The sequence below is a fragment of the Solwaraspora sp. WMMB762 genome (genome assembly GCF_049179115.1).
Classification (GTDB): Bacteria; Actinomycetota; Actinomycetes; order Mycobacteriales; family Micromonosporaceae; genus Micromonospora_E.
On record NZ_JBMHMD010000001.1, the window covers coordinates 2043050 to 2056158 of the forward strand.

The 13109-nt window shown below is 72.5% G+C and carries 11 protein-coding genes; 6 read left to right on the forward strand and 5 right to left on the reverse strand.

What is annotated here, in order from left to right; translation table 11 throughout:
• Nucleotides 1–21 precede the first annotated feature (21 nt).
• Together ACN27J_RS09010 and ACN27J_RS09015 are read right to left on the reverse strand one after the other, a co-directional pair.
• Entirely contained in the window at nt 22–1755 is a 1734-nt protein-coding gene (locus ACN27J_RS09010) for an ABC transporter ATP-binding protein (RefSeq protein WP_278174553.1), read from the reverse strand.
• Between the two features lie 113 nt (nt 1756–1868).
• The gene (locus tag ACN27J_RS09015; RefSeq protein WP_421365096.1) at nt 1869–3854 is read right to left on the reverse strand and encodes an ABC transporter ATP-binding protein; all 1986 of its coding nucleotides are present in this window, start codon (nt 3852–3854) and stop codon (nt 1869–1871) included.
• Nucleotides 3855–4029: 175 nt separating this feature from the next.
• Here ACN27J_RS09015 and ACN27J_RS09020 point away from each other — a divergent pair, with 175 nt between their 5' ends.
• The 3 genes from ACN27J_RS09020 to ACN27J_RS09030 all read left to right on the forward strand — a co-directional run bounded on the left by ACN27J_RS09020 (nt 4030) and on the right by ACN27J_RS09030 (nt 6670).
• Nucleotides 4030–4659, forward strand: coding sequence for a TIGR03085 family metal-binding protein (locus tag ACN27J_RS09020; protein ID WP_421365098.1), 630 nt, complete (start codon nt 4030–4032; stop codon nt 4657–4659).
• Between the two features lie 87 nt (nt 4660–4746).
• The gene (locus tag ACN27J_RS09025) at nt 4747–5691 is read left to right on the forward strand and encodes a terpene synthase family protein (RefSeq protein ID WP_421365100.1); all 945 of its coding nucleotides are present in this window, start codon (nt 4747–4749) and stop codon (nt 5689–5691) included.
• Between the two features lie 136 nt (nt 5692–5827).
• A complete protein-coding gene (locus tag ACN27J_RS09030; protein WP_421364797.1) occupies nt 5828–6670 on the forward strand; it encodes an IS5 family transposase in 843 nt (280 codons plus the stop codon).
• Between the two features lie 24 nt (nt 6671–6694).
• Here the strand turns inward: ACN27J_RS09030 and ACN27J_RS09035 are convergent, their stop codons facing one another.
• The gene (locus ACN27J_RS09035) at nt 6695–7186 is read right to left on the reverse strand and encodes a septum formation initiator (RefSeq protein ID WP_421365102.1); all 492 of its coding nucleotides are present in this window, start codon (nt 7184–7186) and stop codon (nt 6695–6697) included.
• 103 nt (nt 7187–7289) lie between these two features.
• Between ACN27J_RS09035 and ACN27J_RS09040 the strand changes: the two genes are divergently transcribed.
• The 3 genes from ACN27J_RS09040 (at nt 7290) to ACN27J_RS09050 (ending at nt 9878) form a co-directional block, all read left to right on the forward strand.
• Nucleotides 7290–7979 (forward strand): response regulator transcription factor, encoded by a 690-nt coding sequence (locus tag ACN27J_RS09040; protein WP_421365104.1) that lies wholly within the window; start codon nt 7290–7292, stop codon nt 7977–7979.
• Nucleotides 7976–9298 (forward strand): sensor histidine kinase, encoded by a 1323-nt coding sequence (locus ACN27J_RS09045; protein WP_421365106.1) that lies wholly within the window; start codon nt 7976–7978, stop codon nt 9296–9298. The genes ACN27J_RS09040 and ACN27J_RS09045 overlap by 4 nt, the downstream gene beginning before the upstream one ends.
• An 82-nt stretch (nt 9299–9380) precedes the next feature.
• On the forward strand, nt 9381–9878 hold the full coding sequence (locus ACN27J_RS09050; RefSeq protein ID WP_421365108.1) for a PepSY domain-containing protein: 498 nt from the start codon (nt 9381–9383) through the stop codon (nt 9876–9878).
• 67 nt (nt 9879–9945) lie between these two features.
• Here ACN27J_RS09050 and ACN27J_RS09055 read toward each other — a convergent pair whose 3' ends face one another.
• Nucleotides 9946–11358 carry a S8 family peptidase gene (locus ACN27J_RS09055; RefSeq protein ID WP_421365110.1) on the reverse strand — a complete coding sequence of 471 codons (1413 nt, stop codon included), beginning with the start codon at nt 11356–11358 and terminating at the stop codon, nt 9946–9948.
• 267 nt (nt 11359–11625) lie between these two features.
• Complete coding sequence (locus tag ACN27J_RS09060; protein ID WP_278170166.1) at nt 11626–12840, reverse strand: S8 family peptidase; 1215 nt, start codon at nt 12838–12840, stop codon at nt 11626–11628.
• Nucleotides 12841–13109: the final 269 nt, after the last annotated feature.

Sequence of the window (13109 nt, forward strand, 5' to 3'; positions counted from 1 at the left end):
CCTGCGCCTGTCGGGCGCAGGTCACCGGGTCTGCTCCAGCCAGGAGGCGAAGAGCCGACCGTAGACCGACTCCGGGTCGGCGAGCAGTTCCTCGTGCGGGCCGCGCTGCACCACCCGGCCACGGTCCACGACGATCACCTCGTCGGCGGCCTGGGCGGTGGACAGCCGGTGCGCGATCGCCACCGTGGTCCGGCCCCGGGTCACCGCCTCCAGGGTCCGCTGCAGCCGCACCTCGGTCGCCGGGTCCACCGCGCTGGTCGCCTCGTCGAGCACCAGCAGATCCGGATCCGCCACGTAGGCCCGGACCAGCGCCACCAGTTGCCGCTCACCGACGCTGAGCGCCTCGCCCCGCTCACCGACCGGGGTGTGCACCCCGTCCGGCAGACCGGTCACCCAGTCGGCCAGCCCCAGCTCCACGAAGGCGGCGGACAACTGCCCGTCGGTGAGCTCCGGGCGGGCGAACCGGACGTTCTCGGCGACCGTCGCGTCGAACAGGAAACCGTCCTGCGGAACCATCACCACCCGGGACCGTAGCGACTCGAACCGGACCCGGTCGAGCGGTACGCCGGAGAGCTTCACCTGCCCGGACACCGGGTCCATCAGCCGGGTGAGCAGCTTCGCGAAGGTCGTCTTGCCGCTGCCGGTCTCGCCGACCACCGCCACCCGGGTCTTCGCCGGGATCTCCAGGGTCACCTCGGAGAGCACCTGCGGCCCGCCCGGGTAGGCAAAGCAGACCTGCTCGAACCGCACGTCCAGCGGCCCGCCCGGCAGTTGCACCCCGTCGTCGCCCGGGTCGGCCACATCCGGGGCGACGTCCAGCACGTCGAGCACCCGCCGCCAGCCGGCGATCGCGTTCTGCGCCTCGTTGAGCACCTCGGTGGCGATCTGGACCGGCTGGATGAACAGGGTGACCAGGAACAGGAACGCGGTGAGCTGGCCGACGGTCAGCCCGCCGTCCACCCCCATCCGGACGCCGACCACCACCACCCCGGCCAACGCCAGACCGGCGGCGATCTCCCCGGTGGAGAAGCTGACGACGCTGGTCCGCAACGCCCGCTGCTGGGCGCGGCGCTGCCCCTCGATCGCCTCGTCCAGCCGACCAGCGGTACGCCGGGACACGCCGTACGCCCGGATCACCGCCGCGCCGACCACGCTCTCCGCGACTGCGGCGAGCAGCGCGCCGGTGCGCTGACGAACCACGCCGTACGCGGCCGCGAGCCGACGCTGGAACGCCCGGATGATCAGCAGCGCGGGGACGAACGCGGCGAGGACCACCAGGGTCAGCTGCCACGAGTAGACCGCCATCACGACCGCGGTCACCACCACCTGACCCATGCTGATCAGCAGGATGACCCCGCCCCACTGCAGGAACTGGGTGATCTGGTCGACGTCGCTGGTGACCCGGCTGACCAGCGAACCGCGCCGCTCGGACTGCTGGTGCAGCATGGACAGGTCGTGCACGTGACGGAACGCACGGGTCCGCACGGCGGCGAGAGCGGTCTCGCTGACCGTGAACAGCCGGCGCACCATGAAGTAGCCGCAGACGGTCGTCACGACCAGCACGGCGGCGGTGGCCGCGACGATCGTGCCCACCACTTCGAGATCGGGGCCGCCCGGCGCGCGCAGGCCGTTGTCGATCGCCTGCTGGACCGCGACCGGAATGGCGGCCCGGCCGATCATCGACACCAGCGCCAGCAGCAGGGTGCCGGCCAGCCCGGTCCGCAGCTCCGGGGAGAGCGCCAGCCCGCGGCGCATCGTCTGCCAGGTCGACTCGGGTCGGCCCGCCAGTGGGCCGGCCGCCGGCCCGCCCGGCTGGTCGACGGGGTCGGGTCGACGCTCGCCGCCGGCGCGGTCGACGGTGGGCGCGCTCACGCGACCACCTCCGCCGCCCGCGCCGAACCGCCACCGGGGTCGCCGTCGCCGCCGTCGGTGCCGGACCGGGTCCGCTCCCGCTCCGCTTCCGCCTGCTCGTACGCGGTCACCAGGTCGTTGTAGCCGGGGCAGCGGGCCAGCAGTTGCTGATGTGTGCCGTGGTCCACTACCCGACCCTGGTCGAGGTAGACCACCTCGTCGGCGAGGGCGATGGTGGCCCGCCGGTACGCGACGATCAGGATCGACGTGGCGATCTCGGAGTTGCGCAGCGCGGCCAGGATCGCCGCCTCCACCCGGGGGTCGACGGCGCTGGTCGCGTCGTCGAGCACCAGCAGCCGGGGCTGCCCGGCCAACGCGCGGGCCAGGGTGAGCCGCTGCCGCTGGCCGCCGGAGAGCGTGGTGCCGCGCTCACCGACGACGGTGTCCAGCCCGTCGTCGAGCGCCGCGACGAACCCGTCCGCCTCGGCAAGCCGCAGCGCCGACCAGGCCACCTCGTCGGTCAGCCCGGGCCGGTCCAGGGTGACGTTCGCCCGGACCGTGTCGTCGAAGGCGAACGGCACCTGGGCGACCAGGGAGACCGTGCGGGCCAGCGAGCCGGCGGTCAGCCGGGGCAGTTCGACGCCGTCCAGCACGACCCGGCCGCCGGTCGGATCGACCAGCCGGGCGGCCAACGCGGCGATGGTCGACTTGCCAGCTCCGGTCGGCCCGACCAGGGCCACGGTCCGCCCGGCGGGCACGGTGAACGACACGTCACGCAGCACCGGCGGCAGCGCGGCGTCGGTGCCGGGCGCGGTGACCGCGGTCGGGTCGACGGACTGGTCGGCCGGGGCCGGCGCGGCGGACTGATCGGTGCCGGCCGGCCGGTCGGCCGTGGCCGACGCGGCGGGCTCGCCGACCGGGGGCCGGTAGCTGAACCAGACCCGGTCGAAGACCAGGCTCGCCGGGGTGGCGGCGGCGGGCAGTTCGGTGTCGCCGTACGGCATCTCGCCGGTGGCGGTGAGCACGTGCCGCACCCGGTCCCAGCCGGCGACGCTGCGGGGCAGCTCGGCCAGCACCCAGCCGATCGCCCGGACCGGGAAGGCCAGCACGGTGAACAGGAACGCGACGCTGACCAGGTCGGCCACGCTGACCGCGCCCTGCCGCAGCCGGGCGGCACCGACCAGCAGTACGGCGAGGGTGCCGAGGCTGGGCAGGGTCTCCAGCAACGGGTCGAACAGCCCGCGCAGCCGGCCCACGGAGATCAGCGCGTCGCGCAGCTCGGCCGCCCGGCCGGCGAACCGGGCGGTCTCCTGGGCCTCCCGCCCCATGGTCTTGACCACCAGGGCGCCGTCGAAGCTCTCGTGCGCGATCCCGCTGACCTCGGCCCGCAGCTGCTGTGCCCGGACCTGCCGGGGGGCCATCCGGCGCGAGTAGACCACGTTGAGGGCGAACAGCGCCGGGAACACCGCAAGCCCGACCAGCGCGAGCACCCAGTCGGTGGCGAACAGCGCGGCGATCGCCGTGACCAGCATCACCACCGTGCCGACGGCGAACGGCAGCGGGGCGACCGGGAACCAGGTCGCCTCGACGTCGGAGTTCGCGTTCGACAGCAGGGTGCCGGTGGGGTGCCGCTGGTGCCAGGACATCGGCAGGTCGAGGTAGCGGCGGGTGACCCGGCGGCGGTAGCTGGCCTGCAGACGGTACTGCATGAAGCCGGCGCCGAGCCGCCGGCCGAAGATGCCCACCACCTTGACCACGCTCACCGCCAGCAGGGCCGCCGCGCCGGCTCCGAGCAGGCCGGTCTCCACCCGCCCGGACTCGATCGACGGGACCACCACCTCGCCCACGATCGCCCCGACCACGTACGCGCTGGCGATGGTGAGCAGCCCGAACACGACGCTGCCGCCGACGCCGACGGTGAACAGCCCCGGCTGCTCGCGGATGCCCTGGCCGAGCACCCACAGGCCGCGGAGCAGGACGTCACGGCTTGTTCGATTGGCCACGCTACCCCCGACTGTAAGTCCTGATCATCAAATCTCGTCCTTACCGACCCACGATGCCAGCGGGGTACGACGACTGTGGCCACCGCCACAGCACGCCCCCGGTCCCGGCACCCGACCCGGTACCACGACGTCGACTCGCGCGGCGCGCCGTCCGTCGCCCGCCTAGGATCGGTTCATGGCGCGGTTCGCACAGATGGAACGTCATGCCCTGGCCGACCTGTTCCTTGCCGTTGGTCCGGATGCCCCGACGGTGAACGACGGGTGGACCACCCGGGACCTCGCCGCGCACCTGGTCGTCCGGGAGCAGCGGCCCGACGCCGCACCGGGCATCTGGCTGCCGGTGCTGCGCGGCTACAGCGAACGGGTCCGGCTCGAGCTGGCCGCCCGTCCGTTCCCCGACCTGGTCCGGATGGTCCGGCAGCCACCGGCGTGGAGTCCGGTGAGCAACCGGATCACCGACGAGGTGGTCAACCTGATGGAGTTCTTCATCCATCACGAAGACGTCCGACGGGCCCAGCCGGACTGGCAGCCCCGGGACCTGCCGCCCGGCGAGCAGGCCGCGCTGTGGAAACGCGTCTCGGCGCTGACCAGGCTGCGGCTGCGCCGGTTCCCCGGCACGGTCACCGTCGTCGCCGACGGCTACGGGGACGTGGCGACCGGGGTTGGCGGGGACCGGGTGTCGATCAGCGCCCCGCCCGGGGAGCTGGTGCTCTTCCTGACCGGCCGACAGCGGGTGGCCCGGGTCCAGATGGACTGCGCCGCTGCGGTCGAAGAACGATTGCGTAACGCCCGCTTCGGCTTCTAGCGGTGATCCTCGTCGCGGCCCGGCCGGACCGCGATGATGATCATACCGGTACGCCATCCCTCCCCTGGGCGGCCGGCTGGAGGCCGTATGCGCGCGTTCGCACCGACGTCCGTGGTCGCCCCACCGTTCCGGCCCCGCGCCAACCCGTACCGGTCGACGCTCGCCAGGGCGTCGGCGAGCTGGGCGGACCGGCACGGGCTGACGGCTGATCCGCAGCGTGCCGCCCGGCTGCGCCGCGCCAACGCCGCCGAGTTGGCCGCCCGGGTCGCGCCCGACGCCGACGTCGTCCGCGTGCAACTGCTCAGCGACCTGATCACCTGGCTGTTCGCCCTCGACGACCGCTGCGACGAGGACGGGCTCGGCACCGACCCGGGCCGGGTCGCGCCGGTGATCAGCCAGCTGATGCGGACACTCGACGGACCCGGTGCCACGCCACCGACCGACCCGGGCGACCGGTCGCCACTGGCGCTGACCCTCGCGGATCTGTGCCACCGGGTCCGCCGGCTGGGCCGGCCCGGGGTCCTGCTGCGGTTCACCGCTTCGCTGCACCAGTACCTCTTCGCGCTGCTCTGGGAGGCCGGCAACCGCCAGCAGGGCCGGGTGCCGGCGGTCGCCGAGTACATCCAGATGCGCCGGCACGCCGGCGCGGTACTGCCCAGTTTCGCGCTCACCGACCTCGCCGAAAGCGGACTGCCGCATTCCCGTCACCGGGTTGACCCGACGCTCGCCAGACTGAACACTGTGGCGGCGGATCTGGTCTGCTGGTGCAACGACCTGTTCTCGTACGGCAAGGAACATGGCCAGGATCCCCACAACCTGGCCACCGTGATCGCCCACGAGACCGGCCACGGTCCGGCGGCGGCCCTGGCCACCGCCGCCGAACGGTTCAACGACGGTCTCGCGCTGTTCCTCCGGCTGCAGGCCGAGGTGCTGACCGACGCGCCGCCGTCGGTGGCCCGCCTGGTCGCGACGCGACGAAACTGGATCCGTGGCACCTACGACTGGTCGGTGAACTCCAGCCGGTACCAGTGACCGGGCGTCGCGCCGCCGGTCTCGACGGGATTTAGCGGTCGCGCGTAATGGTGGGTTGATCGGCGCGCCTGAACGGATGCAGGCACAGAACTAGTGATCATGAAGTTGCTGACGCTCCGTGATCACGGGAGGTTCTGTGCCTGCCATCCCAGCATGGCTGATCGAGCCGTTGTGGGTCCAGTTCGCCGCGCTGCTACCCGATCGGCCGACCTACCAACCGACACACCCGTTGGGCTGTCACCGTAGACGGGTCGATGACCGCATCGTGTTCGACAAGCTGGTTCAGGTGTTGCGGTTCGGCTGCTCCTACGAGGCGATCGCCGATGCCACCTGTTCGGCCACCACGATCCGCGGCCGCCGTGACGAATGGATCCGCCTCGGGGTGTTCGCCCAGCTCAAGCAGATCGCCGTGGACGCCTACGACCGGCTCGTCGGCTTGGTCTTGAGTGACATCGCCGTAGACGGCTGCATCACCAAGGCTCCCGGCGGCGGTGACTGCGCCGGACGGTCCCCCGTCGATCGGGGCAAGCAGGGCATGAAACGCTCCACGATGGTCGACGGCTACGGCATTCCCCTCGGCCGGGTCCTGGCCGGCGCGAACCGACACGACTCGCCCCTGCTGGCACCCACCCTCGATCACCTCGACGACCTCGGCCCACTACCGCCGACCATCACGGTGCACCTTGACGCCGGCTACGACTCCGCCACCACCCGAACGCTGCTGGCCGAACGCGGCCTGACCGGCGAGATCGCCCACAAGGGCGACAAGGCACCCATCCAGGCGAGCCAACGGTGGCACGTTGAACGGACGAACAGCTGGCACAACGCGTTCAACCGGCTGCAACGCTGCTACGAACGAACAGAGAAGGTCATCGACGCGTACTTCGACCTCGCCGACGCGATCATCACCGTCCGCAGCCTCACCCGACGCGCATGGACCCTCTACCGATGGGACAACCGCCCCACCCGCCGCCGATGACCACCAACCATTCCGCGCGGCCTCTCAGTCGTCCAGCTCCCAGCCGATCTCCGGCTGGTCACCGACGCACACGGCGTCGACCTCGTACTCCCCCGCCGGCCCCACGAAGCTCACTTCGACGTCGTCGTCCGGCCCCCGGTCCACGTCGGTCGCCGTGTAGCCCTGCGCCGGGGCCCAGGACACCAGCCGGGCCCGGCCTGCGGCGCACTCGGCGACCACCGTCCCGCCGGGGGTGGCGGCCGCCCGGCGTACGGCGTCGGGCCCGCCGGTCGGGTCCGGACTCGGCGTCGCCGGACTGGACGTCGCCGGACTCGGCGTCGCCGGACCAATCACGGTGGGACCGGACGTGGCCGCCAGCTCACTGGCGATCTCGGCCTGGCTCAGCACCTCCCCGGCCGGCCCGCCGGTCAGGCCCTCACCGACCACCCGGATCGCGGCCACCCCGATCAGCGTTGCCAGGCCGGCGACAAGACCCCAACCTGCGGCGGTCAGCAGCATCCGGCGGTTGATCGGCATGTCCCGACTATGCCGCCCGGCGGGTTAACGGCGGCGCCGAGGGGTGCTAAGTAAGGGTTAACGTCGGCGGTCCGGCCCGCCGATACGGGTAACGTGCGTGGGCGTGGCCCGGCTCCTGCTGATCGAGGACGACCTGTCGATCCGTACCCCGTTGATCCGGGCGTTGCGGGAACGCGGGCACGCCGTGGCCGCCGCGCACACCGCGATGAACGGACTCCAGCATGCCCTGGACGACCGCCCCGACCTGGTGGTGCTGGACCTCGGGTTGCCCGATCTGGACGGCCTGGAGATGCTGCGGATGCTGCGGGCGGTGAGCCGCGTACCGGTGATCATCGCCACGGCACGCGACGACGAGCGCGAAATCGTCCGCGGGCTGGACGCGGGCGCGGACGACTACGTGGTCAAACCGTTCACCGCCGCGCAGCTCGACGCACGGATCCGCGCGGTGCTGCGGCGCGGTGCCGGCGAGCCGGTGGACAGCGCGGTGACCGTCGGCGCACTGCACATCGATGTACGGGCCCGGCAGGTCAGCCTCGCCGGGACCGGACTGGAGCTCACCCCGCGCGAGTTCGACCTGCTGCACTACCTGGCGGCCCGGGCCGGGCAGGTGGTCACCAAGCGGGAACTGCTCACCGAGGTCTGGCAGGTGCCCTACGGCGGCGCGGACAAGACCGTCGACGTGCATCTGTCCTGGCTGCGCCGCAAGCTCGGGGAGACAGCCGGGGCGCCGCGCTACCTGCACACGGTGCGCGGCGTCGGCGTACGGCTGGACGACCCGGACGCCGTGCCGTGAGACGACGGCTGACCACGCTGGTCGCCGCCACCGCGACGCTGGTGCTGGTGGCGTTCCTGGTGCCGCTGGCGCTGCTGCTGCGGACCGTCGCCCAGGACCGGGCGATCACCGCGGCGACCGCCGACGTGCAGTCGATCGTGGCGCTGGTCGGCACCGCCGACGCCGACAGCCTGCGGCTGACCGTCGACCAGCTGTCCGCCACCGCCGACCGGCCGGTCACCGTCTACCTGCCGGACGGCACCGTACTCGGTGACCAGGTCGACGTCACCCCGGCGGTACGGCTGGCCAGTACCGGCCGTAGCCTCACCGCCACCGACGGGCAGGGGCGGGAGATTCTCGTCGCGGTGCAGGGTCGCGACGACGGCACCGCGGTGATCCGGACCTTCGTGTCCGCCGCCGAACTCGACCGGGGCGTCGCCCGCGCCTGGGCGGTGCTCGCCGGGCTCGGAGTGGTGCTGATCCTGCTCGGCGTGCTCGTCGCCGATCGGCTGGCCCGGCGGCTGACGGCACCGGTCGCCGAGCTGTCGGCGGTGTCGCACCGACTGGCGAACGCCGAACTGTCGGCCCGGGCACGGCCCAGCGGTCCGGCCGAGTTCCGCGAGGTCGCCGGTGCGCTCAACCACCTGGCCGGCCGGATCCAGGAGCTGTTGCGCGAGGAGCGGGAGCAGGTCGCGGATCTGTCCCACCGGCTGCGTACGCCGCTGACAGCGCTGCGCCTGGAGGCCGAGACGCTGTCCGATCCGGCCGACGCGGCCCGGGTGACCGCCGGCGTCGACTCGCTGGAGCGGGCGGTGACCGGGCTGATCGAACAGGCCCGGCGACGCAGCGCCGCGCCGGGCCGGTCGGCCGGACCGGTGGCGGCAGTGGTGGCCGACGCCACGGCAGTGGTACGCGACCGGGTCGAGTTCTGGTCGGTGCTGGCCGAGGACACCGCCCGGGTGGTGCGGCTCGATCTGCCGGCCGGTCCGCTGCCGGTGGGGATCGACGCCGAGGAGCTGGCCGCCGCCGTCGACGCGGTGCTGGGCAACGTCTTCGCGCACACCCCGGACGGCACCGGATTCACCGTCACGCTGACCGCCGCGCCGCCCGGCGGCGCGGTGCTGTCCGTCGCCGATGACGGCCCCGGCATGCCGCACGGGCTGGTCCTACGTGGCGTCTCAGGGGCCGGCTCCACCGGTCTGGGTCTGGACATCGCCCGCCGGGCGGCGCAGGCCAGCGGTGGTCGGCTCGAGCTGGCTGACGGCTCCCCCGGCGCGGTGGTGACGCTGTGGTTCGGGCCGCCCACCGGCGGCTGCATCAGCCCGGCCCGTTCGGTTTAACCCCGCTTTATCGACGACGCAGCGCGCCGCTATCCGCCGCCGGGCGAACCTTCGGTCGTACCACGACGACAGGAGGTTCGACATGGCCAGCAGACCGGTGATCGTGATGATCGGGGTGGGTGCGGTCGCCGCGCTCGCCGTCGCGGGCACCGCGCTCGGCGCGGCGGCGCAGGACGTGACCGGCGGTGCCGGGTCACCCAGCCCGGCCGTGGTCGCCAGCGAGTCGGGACAGCAAACGACGTCGGTACCGCGTACCGGCACGGACGGGGCCGCCGACGACGGGCCGAGCGGTGCGGCCGCCACTGGCAGTGGGCCCGCCGACCAGGTCACCCTGGACCGGGCGGCCCGGATCGCGGTCGACGAGGTGGGCGGCGGTCGGGTCACTGAGATCGAGCGGGACCACACGGACGGCCGGCCGATCTGGGAGGTCGAGGTCGTAGCCGACGGCGTCGAGTGGGACCTCGACATCGACCGGGTGACTGGAGACATCGTCAAGGTCGACCGCGACGACGATGACGACGACCGCTGGGACGACGACGACCGGGACGACGACTGGGATGACGACCGCCGGGATCGCTGAGCGGCGGTGCGGGCCGGTCGTGCCGGCCGCCGGGACGAGGTGACGCCCGTCCCGGCGGCCGGACGGATCAGCCGATCGGTGCGGGCAGCAGCGGCGGACGCTGGGTCAGCGTCGGCACCGCGGTCAACGTCGGGCGCGGGGTGAAGGTCGGAATCGCGGTCAGTGACGGAGCCACGGTCGGGCGTGGGGTCAGCGTCGGGCGTGGGGTGAGGGTCGGGATCACGGTCGGATTGACGGTCAGCGTCGGTACCGGAGTGATGACGTTGCGGAACAGGACGTAGAGCAGCAGGTTCGGCGAGCCGGGCCCGGGGTTGACCACCACGTTCGGCGTGGCGATCCGCAGGATGAACGCGGACACCTGCGCCGGGGTGTAGTTCGGGTACGCCTGCAGCACCATGGCGGCCGCGCCGGCCACGTGCGGTGCGGCCATCGAGGTGCCGCTGATCGTGTTGGTCGCGGTCGGGCTGGTGTGCCAGGCCGAGGTGATCTGCGATCCGGGCGCGAACAGGTCCAGGCAGCGTCCCCAGTTGGAGTACGGTGCCCGGTTGTCGTTGCGGTCGGTGGCCCCGACGGTCATCGCGGTGGGCACCCGGGCCGGCGAGAAGTTGCAGGCGTCGGCGTTCGAGTTGCCGGCCGCCACCGCGTAGCTGACGCCGGAGGCGATCGAGGCGGTCACGGCGCTGTCCAGCGTGGCGCTGGCCCCGCCGCCGAGGCTCATGTTCGCCACCGCCGGCCGGCCGGCGGCGTTGGTGGTGACCCAGTTGACCCCGGCGAGGACCCCGGCGACGGTCCCGCTGCCGGAGCAGTTGAGCACCCGGACGGCGACCAGCCGGACCTGCTTGGCCACGCCGAACCGGGTCCCGCCGACCGTACCGGCGACGTGGGTGCCGTGCCCGTTGCAGTCCGCCGACGTGCCGCCGAACGCGTCGTACCCGGGGACGGCCCGGGGGCTGAGGTCGGTGTGGTCGAACCGGATTCCGGTGTCGATGATGTACGCGGTGACCGTCGAACCGGTGTTCGGGTAGGTGTAGGAGCGGTCCAGCGGCAGGTAGCGCTGGTCGATCCGGTCCAGGCCCCAGGACGGCGGGTTGACCTGGGTGCCGGCCAGCGAGACGGTGTGGTTCTGCTCCACGTACGCCACGGACGAGTGCGCCGCCAGGCGACGGGCGGCGGCCTCGGAGAGTTTGATCTCGAAGCCGGTGAAGGCGGTCTCGTACAGCCGGTTGACCACACCACCGTAGGTGCTGGCGAGGTCGGCGGCGCGGGTCGCGATCCGGGCGGTCCGCATGGTGCGGGAGCCGCTCACCGCGCTGGCCTTCAACGCGACGATGTAGCTGCCCGCCACCGCGGTGGCGCCACCCGCCTGGCGGATCTCGCCGGTGGGTGCGGCCGCGGCCGGCGGGGTGACCGTGGTGGTGGCGACGGCCGCCGCCACGACCAGTACCAGGGCCCGCCGGACGTGCGTGCGCAAGGGTGTCATCTCCGTCCTTCCTTCGATCTTTGATCCACAGCGGAGCGCCCACTGCGAACAGATGGACGATCGACGATGCCGATCGGACCGATCGTAGGTCGGAGCTGATTGACAGTTTCCTATATCTCTTGGGTCATACTACTTGCAGTATGCATACGACTACCCTCCGCACCATCGCCATCTGGTCGGTAGCAACGGGTGCGGCCCCCGGGCGCTGGGGTGCCCGGGGGCCGCGCGCGCTGCTCGACTCGTCGGATCGGTCAGCTGATCACCGAATCAGTTGACCACGAAGAGCAGGCGGTTCGGCGAGCCGGAGCCCGCGCTGGACACGACGCCGGTGGTGGCGTTGCTGACCAGATAGCTGGCCACCTGCGACGGGCTGTAGGAAGGGAACCGGCCGAGCACCAGAGCGGCGGCACCCGCAGCGTGCGGGGAAGCCATCGAGGTGCCGCTGATGGTGTTGGTCGCGGTGTTGCTGTTGTACCACGGCGCGGTGATCGACGAGCCTGGCGCGAAGATGTCCAGGCAGGAGCCGTAGTTGGAGTACGACGCACGGGCGTCGCTGCTGGTGGTGGCGCCGACGGTGATCGCGCTGGAGACCCGGGCCGGCGAGTAGTTGCAGGCGTTGGCGTTCGAGTTGCCGGCCGCCACCGCGTAGCTGACGCCGGAGGAGATGGAGTTCGCCACCGCGCTGTCCAGCGTGCTGCTGGCCCCGCCACCGAGGCTCATGTTCGCCACCGCCGGCTTGACCGCGTTGGCGGTGACCCAGTTGACCCCGGCGACGACCCCGGCGATGGTGCCGCTGCCGGAGCAGTTCAGCACCCGGACGGCGACCAGCCGGACGCCCTTCGCCACCCCGTACGAGCTGCCGCCGACCGTACCGGCGACGTGGGTGCCGTGCCCGTTGCAGTCCGCCGACGTGCCGCCGAACGCGTCGTAGCCGGCGCGGGCCCGCCCACCGAAGTCGTTGTGCGTGGTGCGGATGCCGGTGTCGATGATGTACGCGGTGACGTTACTGGCCGTCGTGGGGTAGGTGTAGGCGTTGTTCAACGGCCGGTTGCGCTGGTCGATCCGGTCCAGACCCCAGGACGGCGGGTTGGTCTGGGTGGCGGCGAGCGACACGGTGTGGTTCTGCTCCACGTACGCCACGGACGAGTGCGCGGCGAGCCGGCGGGCGGCCGACGCCGACAGCCGCGCCTCGAAGCCGTTGACCGCGGCGCCGAAGACACGGTTGACGGCACCGCCGTACTGTGCGGCGAGGCGGTCGGCCCGGTCGGCGACGGCGGCCGCGCGGGCCGCGTCACCCCGGGCCGCGACGGCGGCGTCGGTGAACACCACGATGTAGCTGCCCGCGACCGCGGTGGCCCCGCCGGCGAGCTTGATCTCCCCGGCCGGAGCGGCGGCCGCCGGGTTGCCGACCAGCGCGGTGGCGACCGCGGCGGCGCAGCCGGCCAGCAGCAGCCGGCGGCCGGTGGTACGGAGAACGGTCATCCCTGTTCCTTCCTGGATGCGGACACCCGCGTCGGCTTGTGGCCGTTTCGGTCGCGGGCGGGCGATCGGGATATCGATCGATGGGATCGTATGCGGGAGCGTTGGCAGGTTTATATATCGATATCCCTATACCGCCGACCCATGGTTTCCGGTGCCCGGCGCCGGGCGCGGGCCGCCTACCCGGAGCCGGGCACCCCCGCCGGACACCGCCGGGCACCGGCAAACCAGCCCTTGACGAGGAACGGCACCGCGAGACCTGGCCGGGTTTG